The organism is Bradyrhizobium valentinum (assembly GCF_001440405.1).
Lineage (GTDB): Bacteria > Pseudomonadota > Alphaproteobacteria > Rhizobiales > Xanthobacteraceae > Bradyrhizobium > Bradyrhizobium valentinum.
The window spans coordinates 1-26,616 of the sequence record NZ_LLXX01000174.1 but is presented as its reverse complement, the minus strand read 5'-3'; the positions used below and the strand labels follow the sequence as shown (position 1 = coordinate 26,616).

23 protein-coding genes and 1 pseudogene are annotated in these 26,616 nt (G+C 62.5%); 14 read left to right on the top strand and 10 right to left on the bottom strand.

Features of this window, described 5'->3' with window-relative positions; translation table 11 throughout:
• Nucleotides 1–70: 70 nt before the first annotated feature.
• Nucleotides 71–190: pseudogene (locus CP49_RS45385) on the bottom strand (LpxL/LpxP family acyltransferase); the annotation flags it as partial.
• Between the two features lie 1,246 nt (nucleotides 191–1,436).
• On the opposite strand from CP49_RS45385, the gene CP49_RS31445 reads away from it, so the two are divergent.
• A complete protein-coding gene (locus CP49_RS31445) occupies nucleotides 1,437–1,757 on the top strand; it encodes an ArsR/SmtB family transcription factor (RefSeq protein ID WP_057854008.1) in 321 nt (106 codons plus the stop codon).
• An 18-nt stretch (nucleotides 1,758–1,775) separates the two neighbouring features.
• Entirely contained in the window at nucleotides 1,776–2,279 is a 504-nt protein-coding gene (locus CP49_RS31440) for an SRPBCC family protein (protein ID WP_057854007.1), read from the top strand.
• A gap of 148 nt (nucleotides 2,280–2,427) precedes the next feature.
• Here CP49_RS31440 and CP49_RS31435 read toward each other — a convergent pair whose 3' ends face one another.
• Entirely contained in the window at nucleotides 2,428–3,285 is an 858-nt protein-coding gene (locus CP49_RS31435) for a LysR family transcriptional regulator (protein ID WP_057854006.1), read from the bottom strand.
• A 91-nt stretch (nucleotides 3,286–3,376) separates the two neighbouring features.
• Between CP49_RS31435 and CP49_RS31430 the strand changes: the two genes are divergently transcribed.
• Nucleotides 3,377–4,222: an MBL fold metallo-hydrolase gene (locus CP49_RS31430; protein ID WP_057854005.1), complete on the top strand. Its 846-nt coding sequence runs from the start codon at nucleotides 3,377–3,379 to the stop codon at nucleotides 4,220–4,222.
• A 174-nt stretch (nucleotides 4,223–4,396) separates the two neighbouring features.
• Here the strand turns inward: CP49_RS31430 and CP49_RS31425 are convergent, their stop codons facing one another.
• From CP49_RS31425 to CP49_RS31415, 3 genes are all read right to left on the bottom strand, one after another.
• Complete coding sequence (locus tag CP49_RS31425) at nucleotides 4,397–5,017, bottom strand: DUF1254 domain-containing protein (protein WP_057854004.1); 621 nt, start codon at nucleotides 5,015–5,017, stop codon at nucleotides 4,397–4,399.
• Complete coding sequence (locus CP49_RS31420; protein ID WP_057854003.1) at nucleotides 5,014–5,592, bottom strand: DUF1214 domain-containing protein; 579 nt, start codon at nucleotides 5,590–5,592, stop codon at nucleotides 5,014–5,016. The genes CP49_RS31425 and CP49_RS31420 overlap by 4 nt, the downstream gene beginning before the upstream one ends.
• Nucleotides 5,593–5,744: 152 nt before the next feature.
• Nucleotides 5,745–8,033 carry a transglycosylase domain-containing protein gene (locus tag CP49_RS31415; protein ID WP_057854002.1) on the bottom strand — a complete coding sequence of 763 codons (2,289 nt, stop codon included), beginning with the start codon at nucleotides 8,031–8,033 and terminating at the stop codon, nucleotides 5,745–5,747.
• A gap of 285 nt (nucleotides 8,034–8,318) precedes the next feature.
• On the opposite strand from CP49_RS31415, the gene CP49_RS31410 reads away from it, so the two are divergent.
• The 5 genes from CP49_RS31410 (at nucleotide 8,319) to CP49_RS31390 (ending at nucleotide 15,414) form a co-directional block, all read left to right on the top strand.
• Complete coding sequence (locus tag CP49_RS31410; RefSeq protein ID WP_057854001.1) at nucleotides 8,319–8,828, top strand: YcgN family cysteine cluster protein; 510 nt, start codon at nucleotides 8,319–8,321, stop codon at nucleotides 8,826–8,828.
• A 152-nt stretch (nucleotides 8,829–8,980) separates the two neighbouring features.
• Nucleotides 8,981–10,117 carry a patatin-like phospholipase family protein gene (locus CP49_RS31405; RefSeq protein ID WP_057854000.1) on the top strand — a complete coding sequence of 379 codons (1,137 nt, stop codon included), beginning with the start codon at nucleotides 8,981–8,983 and terminating at the stop codon, nucleotides 10,115–10,117.
• 22 nt (nucleotides 10,118–10,139) lie between these two features.
• Nucleotides 10,140–12,260, top strand: coding sequence for a S8 family peptidase (locus CP49_RS31400; protein WP_245310955.1), 2,121 nt, complete (start codon nucleotides 10,140–10,142; stop codon nucleotides 12,258–12,260).
• A gap of 11 nt (nucleotides 12,261–12,271) precedes the next feature.
• Nucleotides 12,272–13,603, top strand: a complete 1,332-nt coding sequence (locus CP49_RS31395; RefSeq protein WP_057853999.1) for a ComEC/Rec2 family competence protein — start codon at nucleotides 12,272–12,274, stop codon at nucleotides 13,601–13,603.
• A 236-nt stretch (nucleotides 13,604–13,839) separates the two neighbouring features.
• A complete protein-coding gene (locus tag CP49_RS31390; protein WP_057854012.1) occupies nucleotides 13,840–15,414 on the top strand; it encodes an MDR family MFS transporter in 1,575 nt (524 codons plus the stop codon).
• Between the two features lie 13 nt (nucleotides 15,415–15,427).
• Here CP49_RS31390 and CP49_RS31385 read toward each other — a convergent pair whose 3' ends face one another.
• Complete coding sequence (locus CP49_RS31385) at nucleotides 15,428–17,122, bottom strand: thiamine pyrophosphate-requiring protein (protein ID WP_276326862.1); 1,695 nt, start codon at nucleotides 17,120–17,122, stop codon at nucleotides 15,428–15,430.
• 337 nt (nucleotides 17,123–17,459) lie between these two features.
• On the opposite strand from CP49_RS31385, the gene CP49_RS31380 reads away from it, so the two are divergent.
• Nucleotides 17,460–19,037 carry a porin gene (locus CP49_RS31380; protein WP_057853997.1) on the top strand — a complete coding sequence of 526 codons (1,578 nt, stop codon included), beginning with the start codon at nucleotides 17,460–17,462 and terminating at the stop codon, nucleotides 19,035–19,037.
• A 64-nt stretch (nucleotides 19,038–19,101) separates the two neighbouring features.
• On the opposite strand, the gene CP49_RS45380 is transcribed toward CP49_RS31380, so the two are convergent.
• Entirely contained in the window at nucleotides 19,102–19,272 is a 171-nt protein-coding gene (locus CP49_RS45380; protein WP_156438765.1) for a hypothetical protein, read from the bottom strand.
• Between the two features lie 219 nt (nucleotides 19,273–19,491).
• On the opposite strand from CP49_RS45380, the gene CP49_RS31375 reads away from it, so the two are divergent.
• On the top strand, nucleotides 19,492–19,656 hold the full coding sequence (locus CP49_RS31375; RefSeq protein WP_057853996.1) for a Flp family type IVb pilin: 165 nt from the start codon (nucleotides 19,492–19,494) through the stop codon (nucleotides 19,654–19,656).
• 233 nt (nucleotides 19,657–19,889) lie between these two features.
• On the opposite strand, the gene CP49_RS31365 is transcribed toward CP49_RS31375, so the two are convergent.
• Both CP49_RS31365 and ku read right to left on the bottom strand, forming a co-directional pair.
• On the bottom strand, nucleotides 19,890–20,126 hold the full coding sequence (locus tag CP49_RS31365; protein ID WP_057853994.1) for a hypothetical protein: 237 nt from the start codon (nucleotides 20,124–20,126) through the stop codon (nucleotides 19,890–19,892).
• 36 nt (nucleotides 20,127–20,162) lie between these two features.
• On the bottom strand, nucleotides 20,163–21,125 hold the full coding sequence (ku, locus tag CP49_RS31360; protein WP_057853993.1) for a non-homologous end joining protein Ku: 963 nt from the start codon (nucleotides 21,123–21,125) through the stop codon (nucleotides 20,163–20,165).
• Nucleotides 21,126–21,378: 253 nt separating this feature from the next.
• Here ku and CP49_RS46405 point away from each other — a divergent pair, with 253 nt between their 5' ends.
• The 4 genes from CP49_RS46405 (at nucleotide 21,379) to CP49_RS31345 (ending at nucleotide 25,510) form a co-directional block, all read left to right on the top strand.
• A complete protein-coding gene (locus CP49_RS46405; RefSeq protein WP_197423293.1) occupies nucleotides 21,379–21,531 on the top strand; it encodes a hypothetical protein in 153 nt (50 codons plus the stop codon).
• A gap of 267 nt (nucleotides 21,532–21,798) precedes the next feature.
• Nucleotides 21,799–22,470, top strand: a complete 672-nt coding sequence (locus CP49_RS31355; protein WP_057854011.1) for a response regulator transcription factor — start codon at nucleotides 21,799–21,801, stop codon at nucleotides 22,468–22,470.
• A 99-nt stretch (nucleotides 22,471–22,569) separates the two neighbouring features.
• Nucleotides 22,570–23,943, top strand: a complete 1,374-nt coding sequence (locus CP49_RS31350; RefSeq protein WP_057853992.1) for a sensor histidine kinase — start codon at nucleotides 22,570–22,572, stop codon at nucleotides 23,941–23,943.
• A gap of 160 nt (nucleotides 23,944–24,103) precedes the next feature.
• Nucleotides 24,104–25,510: a hypothetical protein gene (locus CP49_RS31345; protein ID WP_057853991.1), complete on the top strand. Its 1,407-nt coding sequence runs from the start codon at nucleotides 24,104–24,106 to the stop codon at nucleotides 25,508–25,510.
• A 224-nt stretch (nucleotides 25,511–25,734) separates the two neighbouring features.
• On the opposite strand, the gene mntR is transcribed toward CP49_RS31345, so the two are convergent.
• Nucleotides 25,735–26,208 carry a manganese-binding transcriptional regulator MntR gene (gene mntR, locus CP49_RS31340; RefSeq protein ID WP_420807666.1) on the bottom strand — a complete coding sequence of 158 codons (474 nt, stop codon included), beginning with the start codon at nucleotides 26,206–26,208 and terminating at the stop codon, nucleotides 25,735–25,737.
• Between the last annotated feature and the right edge of the window lie 408 nt (nucleotides 26,209–26,616).

Genomic DNA, 26,616 nt, shown 5'->3' with positions numbered 1-26,616 from the left:
TGAGATTGACCGCCGGATTGCCGAGCTGGACGGTATGCCTCCGGTGAGGGCCACGGGGGTTAAGCAGACGCTACCGCCAGCGACGGTGTAGCCACAGCCACTGATCGGGATATTCGCGGATCCAGCCCTCGATCGCCGACGTGACCGCCTGCATCGTTCCCTGAAAGTCGATTTGCCCGGCGGCGTCGCGGTATGCCCCGGTGAACGGACATTCTCAGGATAGGCGAGCATAGTTGTCCTTAGAACTGGATGGGCTGGGGCAAAAGTCCCGATAGTTGCAAAATGAACACTATCAAAACAACCGGCCACAATAACCCGGTGGCTAGGTGGTATGATCCGATGATCGCTAGATCAGCCAAACTGTGCGGACGATCAAAGCCTCCACTTTGGTAAGCACTCAGAAGCAAAAGCAATTCGCATATCAGAAGACCCACGAGGTAGGCTGCAAGGATGACCTTCCATCGACGCCTTGGAATGAATGCGGGTGGCTGTGTCATCATCCAGATCACTATAGCAACAGGACACTCCTAACAGGAAGTGGCCGTCCGACCAGATGTCTGCTTGGGGTCATTCGCGTCGATTTGCGCGCACCGACGACTTCCGCTCTGCCCCTATGAACAGACATTGGTACCCTGCGTCGGGATGTCTCGAAATGCGCCACAAGACGACATCGAGGCTCAATTTTACATATGGTTTCATACTTTCCTTAACACACCTCCGCCAATGTCTCAGCGTCAGACTGGAGGTTGTGCCTTGAAACTCATTCGATCTACTCCGGTCCCTGTCTTCTGGGCACTCCTGGGCATCATGATCTTTCCGTTATACGACCTGCTCACAGGGACGATGTTCAGCTTATTACTAAGCGACAAGGTTGGCGCGGCTCTAGCCAACGCTGCATTGGAATGACGATGGGGTACCTGGCTGGCTGTTACTTCGTCAGCAAGATGGGGCTTCCTCGAAGCGCTACGAGTTTCGATCTGGAGGCGGCCGCCCAACGGAAAAGCGAGAAGGCTCAAACGCGCCATTAAATTCCGCGCTCGGCGTTGTAGCCAATGACTTCCGGAGGTCCGCTTGGGGTCAAATTCGGAAGTCCGAGCGTGCAACTCGGCAGTCCGCTTACCCTCAAACTGAGAAGAACTCAGTACCAGCATAGGTTGTCCGCGTCGCCCCCGAACTCGGACATTGCTCGATGCAGTCGGCACTTCACATTTGTGCCACTTGCGGCCGAAATTCGATCGAAAACTTGAGCCAACAACGGACGTAGAGATATCTTCAAGTTCCACTTCGGTTCGATCGCGACTGACACTTCCGCAGCGATGCACTCTCTCTTCATGAGTTGGCGAACTCGATCGACGACGCCGTGCTCACTATCTATTAGTTAGCCGTCTGGCTAACTGTCATTGACACACGTTCGTGTCTCCACTATAGTTAGCTTTATGGCTAACCAATCAATGCAACTCGACCGCGTTTTCGGGGCCCTGTCCGACGCGACCCGTCGTGCGATCGTCATGCGACTATGTGATGGCGAGGCATCCGTCGGAGAGCTGGCGAAGCCGTTCGAAATGGCGCTGCCGAGCCTGATGAAACACATCCGCATTCTGGAGAGCAGCGGCCTCGTTGCGTCCGAGAAGACGGGTCGCGTCAGGATGTGCTCATTGCAGACGGAAGCTCTCGCAACCGTCGAGGTTTGGTTGGCGGCCCAAAGGGAGGTCTGGGAGCAACGACTGGATCGACTGGAAATGTACTTGAGAAACTGAAGAAGGAGAAGAAGTCCAATGCCCGCAAACGCAAGTCAAAATGAAACGCCCCTGTCCACTTGGGCGCTCGATCGAGAGATCGTCCTCTCGCGCGTGATCAACGCGCCACGAGAGTTGGTTTTCTCCGCCTGGGTTGATCCGCGCCATCTCCCCCAATGGTTTGGTCCGGCCGGTTTTAGGGTCGAGACAAAGTCAATGGATATTCGCGTCAACGGCGAATGGCGGTTCGATATGATCGCTCCCGACGGCAAGCGATATACGAATCGGATGCAATTCCGGCGCATCGAGAGGCCGCACCTGATCGAGATCGATCATGGCGCCGACAAAGACAACGATCCTGGCATATTCCGCACCACCATCACGTTCGACGAGCAGAGCGACGGCAAGACCGTCATCACCTTGCGGCAGTTGCATCCGACGAAGGCTCAGCGCGACGCGGGGATCGGATTCGGCGCGGTCGAATTCGGTTATCAGACCCTCGAGAAACTGGCGCAGCACGTCGAACGCAGTAACGCTACTTAACGAATACGAACAAATCTGGTACCGCGTTGTCCGCTTCCGGTGGGCCGGACGACAGCCGCTATGGGTCAAAACGCGAAATTCCGGAGTGGCCAGCGCATGTCTCTTTTGCCTCGAAAGCAAGACATCTCTCGTTTTATGAGTGCACGTCCTAACGCCCGGTCCCCGCCGGTTTGACGCGGCCCGCTTTGGGCCGTTGCCGCTGCAGCTTCGCGATAAAGTTCTGCAAGGCTTCCGAAGGCGGCCGTGCCGCGCTGTAGGCGAGCCCGACCTCGCGTTTCACGTCGACATCGATCTCGCGCACGGCGACATCGGAATTGGCGCGCACCACGCCTTCGGGAACGATGGCGATCCCGACACCGGCGGCAACCAGCGCCATCGCCCAGTCTTCGGATTCGGCAATTGCCGCAGGCTGCCGCTTGGCCGGTGCGGCACGGCCGAAGAATTCGCTCTGCTCGCAATGACAGCGATCGATCATGGCGACGCCGGCGAGATCCGTGGTGCGCAGCCGCTCCTTCAGCGTCAGCGGATGCGACGGCGGCAGGGCTGCGACGTAGCGCTCGACCCAGAGCGGAACGAAATGCTCGTCGGCGCGCAGCAGATTTTTGGAGACGATCCGCGCATCCGCGGCATCATCGACGCCAACGAGACGAAGTGCGATGTCGGCGTTCCCGGTCAGCGGCTTCAGAAGCGCAATGGTTCGCGGCCGGTCGAGCGTGCGCATCAGGCCGAGCGTCAGCGCGTTCCGCGTCGCAGGTTTTCGGAACAGGTTTTTCGCGGCGTCCGCCTCATCGATGATGCGGCGGGCCACGGCGTGGAATTGTTCGGCCGCTTCCGTCGGCGCCACGCCCTTCTTGTGTCGGATGAAGAGCGCGGTGCCGAGTTCGGCTTCCAGATTAGTGATCGCCGCCGAGATCGAGGGCTGCGAGATGAAGCAGCGCTTGGCGGCCGCCGTCAGGTTGCGCTCCCTGAACACGGCCGCGAAGTATCGGAGTTCGCGTATATCCATAGGCTGATCCTATTGGTACTATCGAAGATCGATATTTTACCTATGATAGATCGAATGGCAAGCAGAGCGCCTGACCTCAGGGAGAACTGTCATGCGCGTCCACCATCTCAACACCGGCACCATGTGCCCGATCGGCCGGCGCCTGGTGAACGGCACCGGCAGCATTTTCCAGCGCGCGCGCATGGTGTGTCATTGTCTGCTGGTCGAGACCAATGACGGGCTGGCGCTGGTCGATACCGGCATCGGATTGGACGACATTGCCAACCCGCCGCGGCTCGGGCCCAAATGGGTTCGGCAGACGACGCCGCGGCTCGATCCGGCCGAGACTGCCGTGCGCCAGGTCGAGGCGCTCGGCTATTCGAGAGCCGACGTGCGGCATCTCTTGCTGACTCATCTCGATCGCGATCATGCCGGCGGCATTCCGGATTTTCCGAACGCGAAGGTGCACGTCCATCGCCGCGAGTACGACATGGCGGTGACCGGCCGGACGCCGGCGCCGAAGGGCCGCTACATCACCGATCAGTGGAAGCACGGGCCGCAATGGGCCTTCTACGACGAAGGCGGCGAGGATTGGTTCGGCTTCAAGGGCGTGCGCGCGCTCGGCGACCGCGAGCCCGACATTCTGATGATCCCGCTTCCGGGTCATACGCTCGGCCATTGCGGCATCGCCGTCCGGAGCGGGGACAAATGGCTACTGCACGCGGGCGATGCCTATTTTTTCCATAGTCAGATGCAGGCGTCGCCGCGGATGCCGCTGGTGCTCGGCATGTTTCAGCGCCGCGGCGACATGGATCGCGCCATGCGGATCGAAAACCAGGAGAGGTTACGAACGCTCAAGGCCAATCACGGCGATGCCGTGACGATCTTCAATAGTCATGATCCGGTCGACTACGAGAATTGCCGCTGCGGCCAGCACCAGCGGACCCAAGCGGCGTGAGTGCTGCGAGCCGGGGCCCATTCTACTTTGCATGGGGTTGTTTTCGCGATTTTGTGTCTGGGCCCTGCGGTGTACCGCCGAAGAGCATCTGCACTGCGTCCGGGACACGAGATCGTTGGCTTCGCGCCAATGAGGAATCGATTCGACTCCTACCCATCCCGCTCAAGGCCGTGATCAGCGCTTGGACCGTGGCGCCGGTGCAGGGGCTGGCGCGGGCGGCGCCGGTTCGGGTTGCTTGGCCGGCGTCGGCTCGGTCTGCAGGGTGCAACGCGACGCCGCGAGCGAGGCCTGTGCCTGCGGCATCAACCCGGGCTCCGGCGCCAACGCCTTCAGCACGATCAGGCCAGTCGTGGTGGGGGAGTCGATGATTAGCCGGTCGGCGGCGGTGATTTCCTCGTCTTCCGGCAACGCCGAATGCTGCTCTTCGGTCATCAGGTCGAGTTCGATCACCTTGCGGCCGGCTGAGCGGTCGTTGATGGCGTAATAGGCGACCTCGTTACGCGTGTAGAACGACACCGACGTGTAGGCCTGGCTAACCGGCACCGTGAGTTTCAGCGGGCCGCCCGTGAGGTCATAGCGGCAGATCGCGACCGCAAAGGCCGGGTCCATGAACGGCATCGGCGCGTTGTTGGGCTCGGCGAGCGGCAGCGCCGTGACCGCATTCTCCCTGGTCATCGGCGTTAGCCGCGAATAGGCGTCCTGGGTGGCAATGCGCGGCAGCGCCAGCACGCTGACGAGGTGCACCACGCCACCCAGCAGCACGCCTGCGATGATGGTGAACAGCAGCCGGATCATGGGCAGTTCACCGTTGCTATCGAGGGCATCGGCGCGTCGCGCTGCGTCCGCGTCGCAACGCCAACCGGCGTATCGTAGAGCCGCAGCATCAGCGCGTAGCGCTCGATGCCGCCGGTCGGCAGCCAGTTTCCGGCGCGGGAGCGCGCCGCCACGCGGATCTCGAACGCGCCGTCTGAGCCGCGGACGATTTCCTGGCTGGTGAAGCCGTAGCGTTGCAGTGAATTGGCGACCAGATGCCCCTTGCGGTCGAACAGCGTCAGCGTCCAGAACCGGGCTGCCGGCGTCACACCGCTGACGACCACGTCGCAGCGCCCGTCGAGCGGCTTCTTCTTGTCGTCGGTGGTGGCGGAAAAGGCGATACCGTCGCCGGTGCCGATCGGCAATTCGCCGCTGCGGGCAATCAAGGCGCGCGAATAGGGATCGACGTCGGCGGTGCCGCTCTTGGGCCGCGCGGTCCAGGCGCCGATCGTCAGCGTGCCGAGATCGGTGCCGCGCGTCGCCGTCATATAGGTCGAGCCGAGACCGACGACGGTGGCAAGCGCCAACGCCAGCAAGGTGATGAAGATCAGCCGCACAGGCCAGTGCTCCGAAATCTCACGGCATCAGATTCCGGTTGAACCGGCTTCATCCGAAACCTGAAGCGCTGCTTTTTGTTTGGGCATGCCGGGGCAGACGCTTAGCGTCTGTTCCGAGAAAAGCCGGTTAATGCTCTGCCGGATCATGCGTTTTAATTCTTCTGCTGCGCCGGCGGCGCAGCCTGCTCGCCGGCGGCTGCGACATAGTTCTCCGGAAACGCCAGCGCGCCAGACGTGACCGGCTTGGCCGGCGACTTCTGATCGTTTAACGAGGTCTTGCCCGCGGCCTTGCCGGCCTCGTCGAGCAGTCGCTCGACGCGCACCAGAATATCCGCGCCGCGCTTGGTCAATACCGGCGGTGGCCCCGGCTTGGTCTCCAGCACCCGTGCCGCGCCGCTGGCCGCGACGTTGGCGGGCTGGGCGGGCTGCGGCAGCTTCGTGCCCATGCCGATGCCGGGGATTTCCTTCACCTCGACGCCCTGGTGCGCGACGACCATGATGTCGTGCCAGGTTTGCGCGGGCAGCGACCCGCCGGTCATGCGGTTGGTCGGTGAATAGTCGTCATTGCCGTACCAGACCGCGCAGGTGAAGTTGCCGGTGTAACCGACGAACCAGGCGTCGCGGTAGGCGTTGGTGGTGCCGGTCTTGCCCGCGGTCGGAATACCGTCGAGCGCGGCGCGGCGGGCGGTGCCTTCGCTGACGACATGGCTCATCATCCACGCCATGTCGGAGGCGACGGAGGCGGGAATGGCTTGCACCGGCTTCTTGCCGTCGCGGTCGAAGCGCCAGACCAGGTCGCCGGCGCCGGTGCGCACTTCCAGCACCGCGTGAGGTTTCACCGACTTGCCCTTGTTCGGGAAAGTCGCATAGGCGACCGCGTGTTCGAGCACGGTGACTTCGTCGGAGCCGATCGGCATCGACGGCGTATCGGGCAGCGGCGCCGTGAGGCCGAACTTCCGCGCCACCTCGGTGATCTTGACGCGGCCGGCCTTCGCAGGGTTCGGCGACTTGCCGCCGAGCGCAATCGACAGTTTTACGGGCACAACATTGATCGAGCGGGTGATCGCCTGCGTCAGCGTGACCGAGCCGGAATAGGAATGGCCATAGTTCTGCGGACACCAGTTGCCGATGCATACCGGGCCATCGACCACTTTCGAGTTCGGGGTGTAACCGTTCAGCAGCGCGGTGGTGTAGACATAGGGCTTGAACGACGAACCCGGCTGCCGGTAGGCGTCGGTCGCGCGATTGAACTGGCTTGATCCATAGTCGCGGCCGCCGACCATCGCGCGAACGCCGCCATCGAGATCGGCCACCACAGTGGCGGCCTGCGTCGCGTGATAGTCGCGGCCGAACTGGCGCAACTGGTTTTCGACCGCGTCCTCGGCGGCGCGCTGCACATTCATGTCGATGGCGGTGCGGACCACGAAGACGCGCTCGACATAGGATTTCGGGAAGGTGTCGACCAGCTTGCGCATCTCTTCAAAGGCGTAGTCGAGGTAATAGTTCGGCGAATTCTCGTCGCGGCGGTCGACGGCCACGGCCGGGTTACGCCGGGCGCCGAACACCTGGCCTTCGGTCATGAAGTCGGCATCGACGAGGTTGTCGAGCACGATGTTGGCGCGGGCGCGGGCGGCGGGCAGGTTGATGTGCGGGGCGTATTTGGTCGGCGCCTTGAACAGGCCGGCCAGCATGGCGGATTCCGCCAGATTGACGTCGCGCGCCGACTTGTTGAAGTAGAAATGCGCGGCGCCGTCGACGCCGAAGGTGCCACCGCCCATATAGGCGCGGTCCAGATAGAGCTTCAGGATCTCGTTCTTGGTGAGCCGCGTCTCCAGCCAGATCGCCAGGAACGCTTCCTTCACCTTGCGCTCGATGGTGCGCTCGTTGCTCAGGAACAGGTTCTTGGCGAGCTGCTGCGTGATCGACGAACCGCCCTGGCGCACGCCGCCGGCCTGCGCGTTGGTCACGAGCGCGCGCGCGGTGCCCGGGATATCGATGCCGAAATGGTCGTAGAAGCGGCGGTCTTCGGTCGCGAGCGTCGCCTTGATCAGGTTGTCCGGAAAATCTTCCAGCGGGATCGAGTCGTTGTGCTTGATGCCGCGGCTGCCGATCGGATTGCCGTAACGGTCGAGAAACGACACTGCCAGATCGGATTTCTTCAGCCAGTCGTCATCGGCGGTTTCGCGAAACGCGGGAACCGCAAGCGCCAGCATCACGATCAGCCCGGCAAGGCCGATGGTGGCGGCTTCCGAGAACGGTTCGATGAAGACCCAGCGCTTCCAGCGGCCGACATAGAAGCGGTCCATGAAGGTGGAATAGCGCTCGTACAGCTCGCGCAGGCCCTTGCCCGACGAAAACAGCGTCGAGTCGATACGCGCGTCCAGATCCAGAAGGAAGTTCCGGATCTTCGGTTTCCACTGCGGAGGTAAGATCTGGCGCACCGGGACCCTTGGTCGGTTCGAAACGCTCTTGCGCCCGGCCGGGCGCTATCGAGACGTCATGCTTCAACGTTGCGGCAAACCCAAGGCGCTTTTTAGGACCCTTGGGGACTCGCCATTGTTCTATCCGAGCGGGGGCCATAAACCAATGCTCTCGCTCACCATTTGGGTGGTCAGCCCTAACGCGGTCCCGGCTTTTTTGCTCCCGTATTCAGCCCGCTTGCACCCGGGTCGCCCTAGCTCCTAGAAGGGTTGCAGCCGAACTCGAACCGGAAACCATCCGACTTCATGACCGCGCCGCCCAAGCGAGCTTCCAGCCAGGAGGGATTCTTCTGGAAAACCAAGACGTTGGAGGAAATGTCCAACGCCGAATGGGAAAGCCTGTGCGACGGCTGCGCGCGCTGCTGCCTGGAAAAGCTCGAGGACGAGGATACCGGGAAAATCTACTTCACCCATGTCTCGTGCAAGCTGCTCGATTCCGGCCTGTGCACCTGCAAGGACTACCCGAACCGTTCCGACAAGGTTCCGGATTGTGTCCGCCTGACGCCCGAGAACGTCCGCACCCTGAGCTGGCTGCCGCCGAGTTGCGGCTACAAGCTGGTCGCCGAGGGACGCGATCTCTACTGGTGGCACCCGCTGATCTCGGGCGATCCCAACACCGTGCATGAAGCCGGCGTTTCGGTGCGCGGCAGGGTGCAGGGCACCGAGGATGAGATCGCCGATGAGGATCTCGAAGACCACATCGTGCAATGGCCGGCGCTGTTGCCGAAGCGGGCGCGGCTGAAGAAGCGGCCCTGATTTCACCAGCGCTTCCGCCGCAACCACATGCACCTTTGCATTCGCCCGTCAAAGCGCTAAGGTAGTTGTATATTTAGCGCCGAACATCCTTAAGCTTTGCACTAGATTTCGATTTCCCATCAGTGAGATGTCCCTCAATTTTGAGGTGTCCCATGAATACCGGTCCTGTTCAGCCGATACCGACGGACGACGAGAACAGGCCGCCCGAGCCGAGCTCCGCGCTGTGCCTTTCCGGCGGAGGGTATCGTGCGATGGTGTTTCATATCGGCGTGCTTTGGCGCCTCTATGAAACCGGGCTACTGCAGAACATCAAGCGGATATCGAGCGTGTCGGGCGGCTCGATCACGGCCGGCCACCTGGCGCTGGCCTGGCGCAACCTCAGCTTCAAGCCTGACAGCGTCAGGAGCGACTTCATTCCCAAATTTGTCGAGCCGCTGCGCGCCTTCGCCGGCGTCACGATCGACGCGGAATCCGTCATCCTGGGCGCGCTGTTACCGGGCAGCGTCGGCGATCGCATCGCCAAGGCATATGACGACCACCTGTTTCACGGCAAGACGCTGCAGGACATGCCCGACGAGCCGCGCTTCGTGATCAACGCGACCAACGTGCAATCCGGCGCGCTCTGGCGTTTCATGAAGCCCTATATGCGCGACTACCGCGTCGGCAAGGTGGAGAATCCCAGGATTCCTCTGGCACAGGCGGTTGCGGCTTCGTCCGCATTTCCGCCGGTCCTGTCCCCGTTCGAATTGCGTCTGAGGGACGGTGACTTCGAACCGGGCACGGGCCTCGATCTGCAACGGCCGCCTTTCACCACCCGCGTGGTTCTCAGCGATGGGGGCGTCTACGATAATCTTGGTCTGGAGACCGCATGGAAGCGGCATCAAACGGTTTTGGTAAGTGACGCCGGCGGCAAAACCCAGGAAGAGGAAGAGCCGGAGACGGACTGGCCGCGGCATTCCTACCGGGTTCTGAACCTGATCGACAACCAGGTGCGTTCGCTGCGCAAGCGCCAAGTCATCGACTCCTTCATATCGGGAGCGCGCAAAGGCGCTTACTGGGGCATCCGCAGCGATATCGCGGATTACGAACTGCCCGATGCGCTCAACTGTCCGCTGGATCGCACGACGCAGCTTGCCGAACTGCCGACGCGCCTGAAGCGGCTCGACGCGACCACGCAAGAGAGGTTGATCAACTGGGGCTACGCGGTTTGCGATGCCGCGCTGCGCAAGCATTTGGACTCGGAGCTGAAGCCGAAGCCGGTGTTTCCCTATCCTCAATCCGGGGTCTGAGGCAGAGGCGAGGGGGCCGAACGTGGCAAAGCAACGCAAGCAGCGGGCGACATCGCGACGCCGCAAGCCAAAGTCGACGGATGACGCCACGCCGGCCGCCCCGGAACCAGAGGGAGCGGTATCCGGCACGACGGCGCCCGCGGATGCAACTCCGGTAGCTGCGAAGCCCGACATCGCGCAGGACGTGCCCGGCGGCGCGAGAGCCAAGGCTGACAGACCGCTGCAATTCTCGATTCCTGCGGAGTTGGTCGAGCACATCCTGTTAGGCCCGATCGACGACCGGCGCGTGTTGCAGGATTCTCCGCTGCTCGGAGACGTCTGGGCCGCTTATGCGCTTGATCCCGGCGTCGTTCAGGACGTGTTGATCACGCCGCACAAAAATGCGACCGCCGCAGTGGTCGCCCATATCATTCCGCGCGGAATAGCCCTGCGCGAGCAGGAGCGCAAAAGCGAAACACCGCCGCCGCCCGAGCGGCCGAAAGTGAGAGCGAAGGTCGCCTATCTGCAAGGGCTTGTGGGTGCAAAGCTGTATTTCGACGAAGTGCTGCGCATTCTCGTGCCCCTGACGCAGTGGTGGAGGCAGTCAAAGCTCCAGGAAAGAATATTGAAGATCGACCAGGCCAACCTGCGCAGGTTGCTTGAGCGGGAGCCCGGCCGGCCCGGCAACAATCCGGAGAACTTTACATCACTGGAAAGATACATCGCGCTCGCGGGGTTGATCTATTGGATCGGCAGGCTCGAGCGTCCGACTATCCCGGGCAGCGCTCCACCCCAGCCGGTGGAGCGTTTGCCGCTGCTCAAGGTCGATCAGGCATTCCGGAGATATCAGCCCTATATCGATGAAATCATCAAAGGAATGTTCGACCTTTACGGGGTCATTCAAGCCAATCCCCACGCCCTGGCATCGGATGATCCCGACGACAGCGAAGAAGCCAGAACCGATGGCCTTATCTTTCAGGTCTCGCTGAACCGCGTCGCGTCGGCAGCACTCGATCGATCCATTCCGGCCGTGAAGGCCGATGCTGCGCACTCCCTGTTCAAGGTGAATTGCAAGAACATCGTTTGGGCGGTGCTTGATTCCGGCATCGACGCCCAGCACGCGGCTCTCGCCGACCCAGACAAGCCGGACAGATCGCGCGTCAGGAAGACCTTCGACTTCACGAGAATTCGCGAGATTGTCAGTAATGATGAGAATGACATCACTCCTGCGGAACTGGAGGAACTCGCGACAGCCGCCGGCATCAAGCCGGCCGACGCGTCCCGCTATCTGAAGGAGATCGCCGAGGACGCCAGAGCAAAGCGCCCGATCAATTGGGGCGCCGTTGAAAAGCTGATCACGCTCAAGAACCCGCCGCAACCGCCCAGCACGCATGGCACACACGTTGCAGGAATCATCGGTGCCAACGGAAGTGCAACCAACCATCCCGACGGTATGTGTCCCGACATCCGCCTCTACGATTTCCGCGTTCTCGGCAAGACCATCGACGATACCGAATTCGCGGTTATCGCCGCGTTGCAATACATTCGCTACGTGAATGAGCGGCATAGTTACATCACGATTCACGGCGCCAACCTCAGCCTCTCCATCCCGCATAACGTCCGCAATTATGCCTGCGGGCGCACGCCGGTGTGCAATGAATGCGAGCGGCTGGTGGAGAGCGGGGTCGTGGTGGTTGCCGCGGCGGGCAATCGCGGCTTCCAGAAATTCGAACTGACGGATGGCGGTGTTTTCGAAGGCTATGCGGCATTCAGCATCACCGATCCGGGAAATGGCGAGAGCGTCATCACGGTCGGGTCCACGCACGGAAACTGGCCGCATACCTATGGCGTGAGTTTCTTCTCCAGCCGCGGTCCAACCGGCGATGGCCGCCTCAAGCCGGATCTGGTGGCGCCGGGGGAGCGGGTGCAGTCGTGCATCACCGGCGGCGATCACAAGGAGTGGGGGCCTGAGTCCGGCACCAGCATGGCGGCGCCGCATGTCAGCGGCGCTGCCGCGATGCTGCTGGCGCGCTACGAGGAACTGATCGGCCAGCCGCGCCGGGTCAAACGAATCCTGTGCGAAAGCGCGACCGATCTCGGCCGCGAGCGAAGTTTCCAGGGCCACGGCATGCTGGACATCCTGCGTGCCTTTCAATCCATCTAGGGAGGCAGGAAATGTTCTTCAGTCTGGATGTGTTGCGGGCACGCAAGGGCGATTGCCTGATGCTGCACTTCGGACCGGAGCAGGATCTGCATCTGATTCTGATCGATGGCGGCCCGTCCGATGTCTACAAGCCATTCCTCAAGCCGCGGCTGCAGAAAATCCACCAAGCCCGCGAGCTCGACGAACATGCGGCGCTGCCGGTCGACGTTGTGATGGTGAGCCATGTCGACGACGACCACATCAAGGGAATTCTAGACCTCACCAGAGAGCAGCGCGGCAACAGTCCAGACATGCGGCTCGACGTGACAAGCCTATGGCACAATAGTTTCGACGATCTGCTGAAGACCAAGCCCGATGAACTGGTGGCAGGGTTCGGCACCGCATCGGTTGCGGCGGCTGTGGAAGGTGAGGCGGGTATCGATTCCGGAAGCGTGCTGGCCAGCTTCGGAAACCAGATGCGCGGGGATGACAGCGAGATCGAAGACGAGGACATGCATCAAACCGTCGAGGTGCTGTCCAGCATTCCGCAGGGCCGCACGTTGCGCGACGACGCCAAGGCGCTCGGGTGGAAGCCCAACCACAAATTCAAGGGCAAGCTTATCCTTGCGGCCAAGGCTGCAAAGCCGGTGATGCTCGGCGACTTGAAGGTGACGGTGGTCGGGCCGATGCAGCAGCAACTGCTGGCGTTGCAGAAACAGCATGACAAATGGCTGCGCGCTCAAAAGGAGAAGAAAAAGAAGTCGCCCGAAGCTGCGCTGGCAGCTTTCGAGGATGAATCCATTCCCAACCTGTCCAGCATTGTCGTCCTTGCCGAACTCGGGGGCAAAAGCATGCTGCTGACGGGCGACGCCCGTGGCGACAAGATTTTGGAAGGAATGGAATTGGCCGGGCTCTTGAAAGCGGGCGGCAAAAAACATGTCGACCTCTTGAAGGTCCCGCACCACGGCAGCGACAACAACATGGAGACCATCTTCTTCAAGCGTGTGCCGGCCGATCACTATGTTTTCTCCGGAGATGGCGAGCATGGCAACCCAGAACGCGCCACGCTGCAAATGCTGCTGGATGCGCGGGGCGCTGACGCCGGCTACACGATTCATCTGACCTATCCGGTTGCGGAGATCGACGCGGGACGGAAGGCGGATTGGGAAAAGGAGCAGGCCAAGGAGAAGGCCCGAAAGAAAAAGAATCCGGCATCCAAGAAGCCGGTGCGGGACGACTGGTCTGCCGAGAAACACAGCCTGACCGCATTCTTCAAGAACAACCCGAAGATGGCGAAGAAGCTCTTGATTGTCGAAAAGAGCAAACCGCATCTGATCGATCTGCTCAAGCCGTTGAAGCTCTAGGCCGGCCGGCCGGAGATTTACGGGGCTTGGTTTCCTGGAAACTCCATCAAGGCGGAGCTGAAGGCGCTTGGACCCGCGAGACGCCAAAATCGCTCACGGAAACGCGATGAGACCCCCGCGGGATGCACCCATGCGCGCAGGCGTCTGCCGCGAGAGGAAATTGCCCTCTAAGGTGCGTGCGATATGGCGATTCCATCTCGGCGGCTTTGGCTGCGCAGAACAATATTACGTCCGACATGAACAAGCACCAACGGCAGGGCCGCGAGCCTGCCGACCAGACGACATTGCCTGACGATATCGGCGGCGAGCTCTCGCGCATCACGACCGAGGTCATCGATGTCAGCGATGCGCCGCCGATCGCGCCGCCCGCGCCGCTAACCCAGGACGAGGTCCGCACCATCCTGATGAGCCTGCTGCTGACGATGTTCCTGGCGGCGCTCGACCAGACCATCGTGGCGACGGCGCTGCCGACCATCGGCCGCCAGTTCAACGACGTCAGCAATCTCTCTTGGGTGATAACCGCCTATCTTTTGGCCTCGACTGCGGTCGCGCCGGTGTTCGGCACGCTGAGCGACATCTACGGCCGCCGCGTCATGATCACCGTTTCGCTTGTGCTATTCACGGTCGGCTCGATTCTGTGCGCGGTGGCGCCGAACATGCCGGTATTGATCGTCGCGCGCGGCCTTCAGGGGCTCGGCGGCGGCGGCATCATGCCGGTCGTGCAGACCGTGATTTCCGACGTGGTCTCACCGCGCGAGCGCGGCAGGTATCAGGCCTATTTCAGCGGTGTCTGGATGGCTGCAGGCTTGATGGGTCCCGTGCTCGGCGGCGTGTTCGCCGAGCATCTGCACTGGTCGATGATCTTCTGGATCAATGTGCCGCTCGCCGTCGGGGCGATGTTTCTACTGCTGCCCAAGATGGGCAAGATCCCGGTCTTCCACCGCCGGCGCAAGGTCGACTGGTTTGGCGGACTGCTGCTGATGGCCTCCGCGGTCGTGGTCATGCTGGTGCTCACCTGGGGCGGCAACCGTTATGCCTGGCTGTCGCCCGCGATCATGGCGATGATCGGCGCATCGGTGGCGCTGGCGCTCGCCTTCGTCTGGCACGCGCGCAATGCCGAGGAGCCGTTCCTGCCGCTGCCGCTGTTGAGCGGAACGGTCGCGCCCTACGCCATGGTGGCCGGCGGCTGCGCTTTGGGCGCGATCACGGGGCTGACCGTGCATCTGCCGCTGTATTACGAGGTTGTCTATCATCTGACCGCGAGCGAAGCGGGGCTTGCGCTGATCCCGCTCGCCGCAATTTCCACCTGCGGTGCGGCGATCGCCGGACGGACCATGGCGCGCGCCAAGCATTACAAGCGCGTGGCGATCGCGGGCACTTCGGCGGCGGCGGTCTTCGGTGCGGTGCTGACCGCGACGACGTTGCCGCTGTGGGCATTGCTGATCGTGCTGTCGCTGTTTGCGCTCGGGCTCGGCACGACGTTCCCGGTCAGCGTGGTCTCGCTGCAGAACTCGGTGGCGCGCGCGCAGATCGGCACCGTGACGGGTGCAATGAATTTCTTCCGCTCGCTGATGTCGTCGTTCACGGTCGCCGCTTTCAGCGCGATCCTCTTGATGGTGCTGGGTGCGGGCATCTCGCTCGGCGAACACCGCGGCCCTGCAAACGCGATTCCCGTCGCGGACATGATCACCGCGTTCCGCTACGTGTTCGGCGCCGCCACGGTGCTGCTGGCCTGCGCCGCGCTGTGCATTATCGCAATGGAAGAGCGGCCGCTGGCCGGCCCCTCGACGCCGGCGGAGATGGCGGAGTAGGGCGGGTTATCCCTCAGGTCCCTGGCCGTGAAACCTCGGTCTCCTTGCTGGTGATGAATTCGAGCAGCACCGGGACGCCTTCTTTGGTTTTCTGAATGCCGCGCCGGATGGCGGGGATGATGTCTTCCGGCTTGGTCACCCGCTCGCCATAGCCGCCGAAGGCGCGCGCCATCGCGGCGTAGTCGCCGGAAATGTCGGTCGAGCGATATTTCTCGGTCGAGATCGGCATCACCTTCAATTCGATCGCCATGGAGAAATTGTTCAGAAGGATCGACATGATCGGGATGCGCTCGCGCACCGCGGTCTCGAAATCCATGCCGGTGAAGCCGATCGCGGCATCGCCCCAGACGTTGATGCAGAGCTTGTCGGGCTTTGCCAGCTTGGCGCCCATCGCAAGGCCCAGGCCGTAGCCGAGCTGCGTGGTCTTGCCCCAGCCGATATAGGAGAGCGGCTCGACCGATTTCCAGAACGGCGAGAGCTGGTCGCGCGGGCTGCCGGCGTCGTGGGTGATGATGGTATTGTTGATGTCGACGGTGTGCTGCAGATCCCACAACACGCGATAGGGGTTCAGCGGCGCGTCGTTATGCGTCAGCTTCGGCATCCATTTCGCCAGCCATTCCTTGTGGGACGCTGCGATCTCGGCGGCGACCGCCGTCGCGTCGCGATCGGTCGTGACGCTCTTGCCGATCTCTTCCAGCAAGGCATCGAGCACCAGGGCGGCATCGCCGACCAGGCCGACCTTGGCCTCGACATCCTTGTTGAGATGGTTGGGGTCGAGCGTCGAATGAATGATCGTCTTGCCCTTCGGCATGGCGATGCCGAATGACGTCTCGGTGAACGAGCAGCCGATGCCGAAGATCACGTCGGCTTCGCCCAGGAATTTCGGCACCGCGCGCGGCACGGCGAGGCCGCCTGATCCCAGCGACAGCGGATGCGTTTCCGGAAAGGACGACTTGCCGCCAAGGCTGGTCGTGACGGGAATGGCGAGGCGTTCGGCCAGCCGCCTGAGCTGCGGCCAGGCCTTGGCGTAGTGGACGCCCTGGCCGGCGTAGATCACCGGGCGCTTCGCTGCGACGAGGAGGGCCGCCGCTTCCATTATGTGTACGGGATCCGCGCCGTAGCGGGTGCGTAGCACCGGCGTGTAGTTCAGCGGCTCCGGCACTTCCTCGTTCCACATGTCGGCGGGGATTTCGACGATCACCGGCCCGCCGCGGCCGTTTTTCAATTTGGTAAAGGCTCTCCGGAAAATGTTGCAGACTTCCGCCGCGATGTTGATCGGCTCGGACGATTTCGAGAACGCCCTCATCGCCTGGCTGGAATTGAAATTCGGGTCGACGTTGGCGAGCCTGCGCGCATAGCCCATCGGCAGCACCAGCACAGGCACCGATTCGCCGTAACATTGCGCAACGCCGCCCATTGCGTTCTCGGCGCCGGGTCCATGCTGCATGCAGAACGCGCCGATCGACCGGCCCGAGGTGACGCGCGAGATCGCGTCCGCCATGTGAACGCCGATGCGTTCCTGGCGCACCATCACGGGGCGGATGTCGGCATTGGCGGCATATTCAATGAGATGATTGACCGGATAGCCGCAGAGGATTTCGATTCCCTCCCGCTTCATGATTTCCGCAATGGCGGCTCCGAGCTTCATGACGGTCTCTCCCCTCGATACGGGCCGGTTTGGTCCAGCCGATTTGCGACAGTTGGACAGGATTTTCCGACCCGGTAAAGCGCGTACGGCGCTTGCGTTCGGAAGTGCTGATATGCGTTTTGCCGCTCAAGCCAAAGGGACGCCAACCGCGGGGAGAATATTCCTGCTGTGAGCGCCTGAGCTGGAGGTGAAAGCGGATCGCCTTTGCCTGGCTTCGACGCTGCTGCGTTGCGAAAACGTCACAGCCGCTGGCCAACCGAAGCGGCTTCACGGTCTTGTCATTCTCGCTGGAGATTTTTGCATTAGGTGTGTGCGCATGCATTTGCATGAAACGCGGGGCATCGCGGGACACAATTTGCACATGTCGCGGGGCATCGCGAACAGGAGATATACAACAATGAAAACAGCGCGAACTTTAATTCTAAGCTCGGCGGCAGGCTTGATGGCCTTGAGCGGGGCACAGGCGGCAGACCTTCCGGTCAAGGCCAAGGCAGTCGAATATGTCAAGATCTGTTCGCTTTACGGCGCCGGCTTCTACTACATCCCGGGCACCGACACCTGCATCAAGATCGGCGGTTATCTGCGCGCCGACGTGACTTTTAACGGCGGCGCCCACGGTGCGCCGGCCTGGAGCGGCGATCTTGGTCAGCAAAACCGCTATGCCGACTATTACGTCGCGCGCTCCCGTTTGGCGCTGACGGTCGATACCCGTACCGCCACCGAATACGGTGTGGTCCGCACCTTCGGCCAGGGTGACTTCCAGTTCAACAATTTCGGCACCTCCAATCCGACCTCGCTGTCAGCGTTTCCCGGCGGAGCTGCAAACGCGCTTTCCATCCCTGGCGGCGGCTATGTCGCGGTTGAATACCTTTTCATCCAGTTCGCCGGCTTTACCTTCGGTAAGTCCTCGTCGGCTTACTCGACGCCCTGGAACGGCTTTCCAGGCAACATCAACTCGAACCTGCTCGGCGGCAACAACACCGACACCGGCGTCAACAACATCCAGTACACCGCCGAGTTCGGCAACGGCGTATCGGGCTCGATCGGTCTCGACGACCCGACGGTCTGGAATCGCACCGCCGTTTACAATCTGAGCATTCCCTCGGCGATCGGCGCCAACGGAACCGGATCGAACGCCTATGCCGGCACCCACGCGCCCGACATCGTCGGCAGAATCCGGGTCGATCAGGCCTGGGGCTTGTTCCAGGTTTCGGCTATGGCGCATGAGGTCAGTGGCTCGTACAACACGCTTGGCGCGGGCGCCGCGCCGAACAACCTGTCCGAAATCAGCGGGCATCCCGAATCCAAGTGGGGCGGCGCGGTAATGGCTGCATTGCAGATCAAGAATCTGCCGACCGGCGCGGGCGACGACATCAAGTTCGACGTATCGTATGCCAAGGGCGCCACCAAGCAAGTGATCGCCACCAGCGGCACCTCGCCGAACTTCGCGATGTTCGGCGACAGCGGCTTCGGCTACCAGAGCGTCGGCTTCGGCGCGACCACGGATGGTGTCTACATGCCCGGCCCAGGCGGCACGGGCGGCATCGTCCTGACGACGGCCTGGGGCGTCCGCGGCGCGTTCAACCACAACTGGAACCCGTACTGGTCGACCAGCCTGTTCGGCAGCTACTCCGCGGTCAGGTATGACGGCAGCGCCGACGACAATCTGCTGGGTGCGGGAACCACGACCGCTAAGGGCGCTTACTGCGCCGCCTTCGCCCTCAGCCACCCGGGTCAGGCAGCGGGTACGTACAGCTGTAACCCCGACTTCAACGTCTCGCAGCTTGGCGTCGTTACCCGCTGGACCCCGGTCAAGAACCTGACCTTCTCGGGCGAAGTCCAGTGGTTCCATCTCGATCAGAAGATGTCGGGCTCTTCGGTGTTCACGGCGACCGCGCCGAAGCCGAATGCGCTGTACGAGTTCAAGGATCAGGACACGGTCCTGCTCCAGTTCCGCGCCCAGCGCAACTTCTGAGAATGACTTAAGGGACCGGGCGGTCGCCCGGTCCCTTATTCAACGCCGCGGCGGAGCGGGGCAATTATCTCACTTCGCTGCGGCGGCTGAACATTGCGGCCATCAGGCCAAGTATGTGATTCATGATGCGGTGCTTCGCGGTCGCCGATATGTCGGCGACACGCTGCATCTCGGTCTCCTCCTCGTGTAGGAGCCCGATGTAATTGCTTCCCGTTTCGCGCTTCTGCGCTGTCATGTGCGCGCTCACTCCGCCAGACGCCGATCGGGGACGGTGGACGGGCGGTGCACAATCGATGGTAAATTTTCCGTACCGTACGATTCCGGAGGCGCAATTCTTCGTTCGCCTTAATCAATCGTTCAGTCTGTTCCTCAAGGCCTCTTCAACCGTTCCGACCTAGAGTTTAACGAGTATGGCGCGGGAGAATTCCGGGGAGCGTCGGCAGGAGTTTTATCTATGCGTCGAATACTGGCACGATTTGTCGACGATGAGCGCGGTGCTACCGCCATCGAATACTGCCTGATTGCGGCAGGCGTCAGCATCGTGATCGTGACCGTCGTCAATGGCATCGGCAGCACGCTCAGCACGAAATTCAACGACGTCAGTACCTCGCTCAAGTAGCGGCAAGGCCGCGCAGGCATCATGCTAGAGCTGCTATTTGGGTCAACGTTGGTGAACTGGGGGCCGCCAATCCTGGCCTATGTGCAGCAAAATCCGTGGCGCGTATTCTCCGCGATATTGGTCGCAGTCCTGCTGATCGATTGGATGGTCAACGACCGGTCGTCCGGCAGTTGCGATGGCGGGCTGGACTTTGGCAGTGGGGACGGGGACGGCGGCGGGGATTGAATCCGGCGCTATTTGTCTTTCCTGTCCGTATTCAGCGCCCGCACCATCGCGATCCGCGAGAACATCAGCCAGCCGCCACCAGTCTCCGCCGCATTGATTAGATTCTCGACTGCGGTCTGCCAGTGCGCCTCGCGTTGCACTTTTTCCGGCAACGCCATGACATAGTCGGCGGCTTGCTGCAGCGTCGCGAGCCTGCCTCCGCTGCGAAGCGGTATCGGATCATCGAACGGGGTCGACCACGGCATTGCGCGCTAGATGATGCTATCGCGCTCCTTGCCCAATCATCCGGCCTTCTTGGTGCGGGCGGCAGCGCGCACCGGCTTCTCCGCCTTCTTGGGCGCTTCCTTCGCCGTCTCCTTGGCGGCGCGTTTGCCGCTGCCGCTGATCGGCAACAACATCTCGCGCTGACCGGCGGCGGCCTTCTTCGGCTTCTTGCCCTTGGTCTTGGCGGCGGGGGCGGCCTGCTTTTCGCTGGCGAGGCTGCGCTTGAGCGCGTCCATCAGGTTGATGACGTTGCCGGTGGTCTTTGGCGCCGCCTTGGCCTTGGTGCTGAGGCCGTTGCGCTTCTGGTTGATCAGGTCAATCAGCGCCTGCTCATAGCGGTCCTCGAACTGCTCGGGCTCGAATGAGGCGGATTTCTGCTCGACGATATGCCTTGCCAGATCAAGCATATCCTTGGTGATCTTCACGTCCTGGATATCCTCGAAATATTCCGTCTCGCTACGGACCTCGTAGGGGTAGCGCAGCAGCGTCCCCATCAGCCCCTTGTCGAGCGGCTCCAGCGCGATGATGTGCTCGCGGTTGGTCAGCACCACCCGTCCGATTGCGACCTTGTCCATGCTGCGGATGGTTTCGCGGATCACCGCAAACGCATCGTGGCCGACCTTGCCGTCAGGCACGAGATAATAGGGGCGGATCAGGTAGCGGCCGTCGATATCGGATTTCGGAACGAATTCGTCGATCTCGATGGTGCGGGTCGATTCCAGCGCGATGTCGTCGAGCTCGTCCTTCGACACTTCGATGTAGGTGTCGGTGTCGATCTTGTAGCCCTTCATGATGTCGTCGTTGGCGACTTCCTCGCCGGTCTCGGCGTCGACCTTGGCGTATTTGATGCGATGGCCGGTCTTGCGGTTGATCTGGTTGAAGGAGACCTTCTCGGTATCCGACGTCGCCGGATAGAGGGCGACCGGACAGGTCACGAGCGAAAGGCGCAGAAAACCCTTCCAATTGGCGCGGGGGGCCATGGGGATACTCCGAGGACGCAACAGACGACTGGTAAGAATACCATCGGATGCCCTCGTCTCAAACTGGTGGGGGCAGGGAATCGCGGAACGGCGTTAATCGCCGAACGGCCCCGTTTTGCCAGCCGGCCTGCGACCTTTTGGACGCTGCGGCCCGCGGCATGGCCGCAAAGCCCGGAACATCGTTTCCAATCAGGCGTTGCTTTAACAGGCGGTGCATTCGCTGGCATTACAGGCACTTACCCAAAGAGGTCCCATGGCAACACGACGGCATGGCCAGATCACCGAAACCCCGACCGAGGCGCGTCAGGCTGAACCCGGACCGTCGGTGCTCGCTCTCCTGACGGTTTCGACCGGGCTCGCGGTTCTGATCCTAGGCATCGTCTGGTTCGTATTCTTCCGCATCTGAGGGGACCTGACCGAGGCGGCGGGATCAGGCTTGCCTGTCCTTGCGTGGGAAGCGCGCCACCATTTCGGGAATCGACGCAAAGCAACCTGCCGGGCCCTTGGGGCATTCAATTGGACATGTTAGGCGTTCGGCCTGCGGCATGCCCGGCCGCGGAAAGCCTCATGACGAAAAAGTAACATAGCGCTGTGTGCCCCGTTCATGGCCCGTTCACGCCGGTGAGCCTCATCTTGAGATCTGATATCGTAGGGCTCACTTTTGGAGGCCAGCTTGCGCCTGCTTGTTGTTGAGGACGATCCGGATCTCAACCGTCAGCTTACGGCGGCTTTGACGGATGCCGGTTATGTGGTCGATCGCGCGTTCGACGGCGAGGAGGGGCATTTCCTCGGTGACAGCGAACCTTATGACGCCGTGGTGCTCGACATCGGGCTACCCAAGATGGACGGTATCTCGGTCCTGGAGGCATGGCGGCGCAACGGCCGCGGCATGCCGGTCCTGATCCTCACCGCCCGCGACCGCTGGAGCGACAAGGTGCAGGGCTTCGACGCCGGCGCCGACGACTACGTCGCCAAGCCGTTTCACCTCGAAGAGGTGCTGGCGCGAATTCGCGCGCTGCTGCGCCGCTCCACCGGTCATGCGCAGTCGGAACTGACCTGCGGCCCGGTCTCGCTGGATACGCGCACCGGCCGCGTCAGCGTCTCCGGCAACCCGATCAAGATGACCTCGCACGAGTACCGGCTGTTGGCCTACCTGATGCATCACACCGGCCGCGTGGTGTCGCGCACCGAACTGGTCGAGCACCTCTATGATCAGGACTTCGATCGCGACTCCAACACTATTGAAGTATTCGTCGGCCGCATCCGCAAGAAGCTCGACGTCGACATCATCCAGACCGTGCGCGGGCTCGGCTATCTGCTGACGCCGCCGTCGCCTGGGGCTTGATTTGCTGGCCGATTAATTCGAGCATGACCCTATCCGAACTCCGGCCTCCATCCTTCTGGCCGAGGCCTTAAAGGACATGCTTTTCTGGATCGTGCCCTGATGCGCGGAAGCTCGCTCGCGACGCGGTTGTTCCTGTCGGCGACCGCGTGGGTGGTCGTGATCCTGCTCATCACCGGCGTGATCCTGTCGTCGGTCTATCGTAACGCGACCGAGCGCGCCTTCGACCGCCGTCTCAACCTCTATCTCCGCACCCTGATCGCCGAAGTCGCGACCCCGGACGAGCCGCCCGACCACCAGTTCCAGTCGCTCGGCGAGCCGCTGTTCGAACTGCCGCTGTCCGGCTGGTACTGGCAGGTCGTCCGCACCGACGAGAAGGCCGAGACGCGGGCGTCGCGCTCGCTGTGGGACAAGAAGCTGCCGAAGCTCGACGATATCGGCGCGGAGCTGACCCCCGCCGGCATCCGTCTCGGTTACGTCGATGGGCCCGAGGGCCAGGACCTTCGGATCGTCGAGCGGCCGGTCGATCTTGGCGCCGACGGCAAGTTCCTGGTCAGCGTGGCCGGCGACGCATCCGAGATTTTCGATGAGATCCGCGCCTTCGACTATTATCTCGGCGGCACCTTCACGGCGCTCGGCATCGTGCTGCTCCTGACCACGATTTTCCAGGTCCGCTTCGGCTTGGCGCCGCTCAAGCGCATTTCGGAATCGATCGCCGACATCCGCTCCGGCCGCGCCGAGCGGCTGGAAGGCGAGTTTCCCGTCGAGATCGCGCCGCTGGCGCGCGAGACCAACGCGCTGATCGACGCCAACCGCGAGATCGTCGAGCGCGCGCGTACCCATGTCGGCAATCTCGCGCACGCCATCAAGACGCCGCTGTCCGTCATCGTCAACGAAGCCGCGGCCCACGCAGTAAATCCCTTTGCCAGCAAGGTGTTGGAGCAGGCCGATGTGATGCGGGATCAGGTCGCCCATCACCTCGAGCGCGCGCGCATCGCCGCGCGCGTCACCATCGTCGGCACCGTCACCGAGGTCGCGCCCGCTATCGAGGCGTTGCGGCGGACCATGGAAAAGATCCATCGGGATCGCGACATCACGATCGCGGTGAAGGCCGACGCGCAGGCCAAGTTCCGCGGCGAGCGCCAGGACCTCGAGGAGATGGCCGGCAATCTGGTCGACAATGCCTGCAAATGGGCGGTCTCGCAGGTCTTCATCGAGGTGAGGGTGGAGCCGCCGTCAGAGCCCCGCGCCGGGCCGCGGCTGCGGATCATTGTCGATGACGATGGCCGCGGATTGTCCGCCGCCGAGCGCGCGCAGGTGTCCCGGCGCGGCCAGCGGCTGGACGAGTCCAAGCCCGGGTCCGGGCTCGGGCTTTCTATCGTGATCGATCTCGCCGCCCTTTACGGCGGCAGCCTTGTCTTGGGCGATGCCCCGATCGGCGGGTTGCGGGCCGAGCTGGTGCTGCCGGGGATCTGAACGCCCCGGGGGTGATTACCTGGGGTTGAGGGAAAGGGGTCCGGCAATGCCCGGGGTTGATTTCGTTATTCCTAAACGGGTTCTTAACGCGCACACTCCTAAGATCGGCGGCGGACGCGCTTTGCCGGCCGTATGACACAAGCATATCCACACCAGGCGAATGAGCCAGACATCGACCGACCGGCTGAGGGACTATCTCGCCCAGCTCCCGCCCCAATCGCAGGCGCTGCTGATGCGCGAGTTCGAGCGCGCCATCGAGCGCGGGGAAGACGTCGCCGTCGCCAATTTCGTGCTCGAGCAGTTGCGCAAGGTCGTGCGCGGAACCGAGGAAGAGGACGAGGGGCGTCCGCGGACCGACGATCCGGCGCGCCTGCTGTTCCGTCCGCTTGAGCCGTTTCTTGTCGAAAGCAACTTTCCGGTCAGGGCCGGTCAGGTCCGGCGTGCCTCGCTGCTGCCGGTCTGGCAATGGCTGGGCCGCGACGGTGCGCCCGATGCCACGCGCGCATTCGAAGCCGCGCTTGCCGAGATCAGGCAGAGCGGCAGCAGCGCCGGACTCGAAGGCGTGATCCGCAAGTTCCAGCTCGCGGCAGCCGACGCGATCGTCAAGGTCGCCACACCGGTCTCGGGCGACGACAGGCATCGGACGCTCGCCCGTATCGGCCCGCCCAATGTCGTCGAGGATTTGTTGTCGATCGGAGGAGTGCTGCGGGCGCGCGAGGCGCTGGATACGCTCGGCAGCCGGATGCCCAGCCAGTTGCGGGTATTTTCTGAAGCCCAGATTGCCTCGGTGGGTACGGCGCTCAACGTTCCCTCGTTGCAGACGCCGCAATTGCTGCCGTTCGCGCTGTCGCTGATCATGCAGCGGCTGGCGTCGCCGTGGCAGATCATCCGTCTCGCAATCAAGATGGCGGCATCGGACGACGAGATTCGCGTGGCCGCCACGCCCTACGGCGTCGCCGTCACGATCGCGCTGCACGACCTCTCGTTCCTCACGGCCTGCCTGCGCACGGACATCAGGCGCGGCCACTTCGACAATGTCGGCGAGCAATTGAAAGCCCTTCACGACGGCGTGCGCGGTCTCCGCACCGAGCTCGATCTGCGCAACGATTCCGTGTGGGGCCGCCAGCTCACCTCGATTCGCGCGGATATTTCCAATTCGCTGCAGTCAGAGATCGAGAGCGTGCCCGGCCGGGTCCGCCGCATTCTGCGTCAGCGCGCCGACAAGGATATCGCTTCCGCGCCCAAGATCGACGACTCAGAGGTCGAAGAGATCGCCGCCCTGATCGACTTCGTGGCGGTATGCCGCACCTATGCCAGCGAGCTCGCGATCAACGAGGTGACGCTGCGGACCTATTCCGACCTGCAGCACTACGTCGAGCGATCCACCGAAAGCCTGGTGCAGGCGCTGCGCGGCGGCGACACGAGGGCGCGCGCCTACCGGCAGATGCAGGCCAAGGCGGCGATCCGCTTCTGCGAATCCCTGTTCGGCCATGACTATGCTTCGCTGATGAGCCGGGCGGCTGAAAATGCCATGACCGGCGAGCGCAAGACGACCAAAGCCGGCTAGCGTTACTGCGTTGCAAGCCCCTCATGGTGAGGAGCGCCAACGGGTCCGCGCGTAGCGCGGCCCGATGACAGGCTCCGCGCGTCTCCGGACGATGCTTCGCATCGCCGGGAGAACCATGAGGCCCCGTCTGTGGGCCTACATCCTTCGAGACGCCCGCTCTACGGGCTCCTCAGGATGAGGGGTTTGAGCAGCTATCACGCAGTAGAATTAGCGCGCCTATCGCGTCATGCCTTGCGCCGATCCTTGGCATCGCGAAGGAATTCGGCGAAGGCCTTGAGTGTTACATCGGAAACGTGATGCTCGATGCCCTCGGCGTCACCCTCCGCGGCTTCCTGCGGGACGCCCAGCGCCAGCAGGACATCCACCACCAGGCGGTGACGGGCGCGGACGCGCTTGGCAAGGGTCTCGCCCTTCTCGGTCAGGAACACCCCGCGATAGGGGCGGGCGGTCACCAGGTCTTCACGCTTCAACCGAGCAATGGTGTCGATCGCCGTCGGATGCGATACGCCCAGCCTGCGTGCGATGTCGGTAGGGCGCGCCTCGCCGGTCGTTCCGAGCAGGTCGGAGATCAGTTCGACATAGTCTTCCAGAACTGCCGTCGATCGCGCCGATCGCGCCTTTCCAAAGCGGCGCGCCTGCGTTTGTTCCGCAGGCAATGGCTGCATCGATTTGGCCCGATCTGTCGAGGGCTTGCGCAACTCTGCACCTTCCAGGCGAATCCGTCCAAACGAGCGCGACCATGGCGCGCGGCCGGCCACATTGCAAGTTGGCGGCTTGTCGCTGATCTGCAACAGGTCGGCGGCGGCGCTTGCGAAGGCCGGGCGCGACATCTTGACAGTTAACGGTAGTACATTAACATGTAGCCTTAGCTACGTTTTGATGTCGCGGCTTATCAGTTCGAGTGTTCCTGTCGCGCGATCGGTTGGGGGGAATATGCGCGCGACTGGAATGGCCCTTTTGGGCACCTCGGCACTGGCTATGGCTTGCTTAAGCCACACAGCGGCGTTCCCGCAAACGGGAGCCCCTGTGTCACCGGCGCCGCAGGCTGCACCTCCTGCCGAGCCGCCGGCTTCCGCACCGCCCCCGGCAGCCGGGCAAGTCCCGGC

What these genes read in the sequence shown, in the direction of transcription:
- CP49_RS31445 (WP_057854008.1), top strand. Translation starts at nt 1,437, where the DNA reads ATGGCTAACCAATCAATGCAACTCGACCGCGTTTTCGGGGCCCTGTCC.
- CP49_RS31440 (WP_057854007.1), top strand. Translation starts at nt 1,776, where the DNA reads ATGCCCGCAAACGCAAGTCAAAATGAAACGCCCCTGTCCACTTGGGCG.
- CP49_RS31435 (WP_057854006.1), bottom strand. Translation starts at nt 3,285, where the DNA reads ATGGATATACGCGAACTCCGATACTTCGCGGCCGTGTTCAGGGAGCGC.
- CP49_RS31430 (WP_057854005.1), top strand. Translation starts at nt 3,377, where the DNA reads ATGCGCGTCCACCATCTCAACACCGGCACCATGTGCCCGATCGGCCGG.
- CP49_RS31425 (WP_057854004.1), bottom strand. Translation starts at nt 5,017, where the DNA reads ATGATCCGGCTGCTGTTCACCATCATCGCAGGCGTGCTGCTGGGTGGC.
- CP49_RS31410 (WP_057854001.1), top strand. Translation starts at nt 8,319, where the DNA reads ATGACCGCGCCGCCCAAGCGAGCTTCCAGCCAGGAGGGATTCTTCTGG.
- CP49_RS31405 (WP_057854000.1), top strand. Translation starts at nt 8,981, where the DNA reads ATGAATACCGGTCCTGTTCAGCCGATACCGACGGACGACGAGAACAGG.
- CP49_RS31395 (WP_057853999.1), top strand. Translation starts at nt 12,272, where the DNA reads ATGTTCTTCAGTCTGGATGTGTTGCGGGCACGCAAGGGCGATTGCCTG.
- CP49_RS31390 (WP_057854012.1), top strand. Translation starts at nt 13,840, where the DNA reads ATGAACAAGCACCAACGGCAGGGCCGCGAGCCTGCCGACCAGACGACA.
- CP49_RS31380 (WP_057853997.1), top strand. Translation starts at nt 17,460, where the DNA reads ATGAAAACAGCGCGAACTTTAATTCTAAGCTCGGCGGCAGGCTTGATG.
- CP49_RS45380 (WP_156438765.1), bottom strand. Translation starts at nt 19,272, where the DNA reads ATGACAGCGCAGAAGCGCGAAACGGGAAGCAATTACATCGGGCTCCTA.
- CP49_RS31375 (WP_057853996.1), top strand. Translation starts at nt 19,492, where the DNA reads ATGCGTCGAATACTGGCACGATTTGTCGACGATGAGCGCGGTGCTACC.
- CP49_RS31365 (WP_057853994.1), bottom strand. Translation starts at nt 20,126, where the DNA reads ATGCCGTGGTCGACCCCGTTCGATGATCCGATACCGCTTCGCAGCGGA.
- ku (WP_057853993.1), bottom strand. Translation starts at nt 21,125, where the DNA reads ATGGCCCCCCGCGCCAATTGGAAGGGTTTTCTGCGCCTTTCGCTCGTG.
- CP49_RS46405 (WP_197423293.1), top strand. Translation starts at nt 21,379, where the DNA reads ATGGCAACACGACGGCATGGCCAGATCACCGAAACCCCGACCGAGGCG.
- CP49_RS31350 (WP_057853992.1), top strand. Translation starts at nt 22,570, where the DNA reads ATGCGCGGAAGCTCGCTCGCGACGCGGTTGTTCCTGTCGGCGACCGCG.
- CP49_RS31345 (WP_057853991.1), top strand. Translation starts at nt 24,104, where the DNA reads ATGAGCCAGACATCGACCGACCGGCTGAGGGACTATCTCGCCCAGCTC.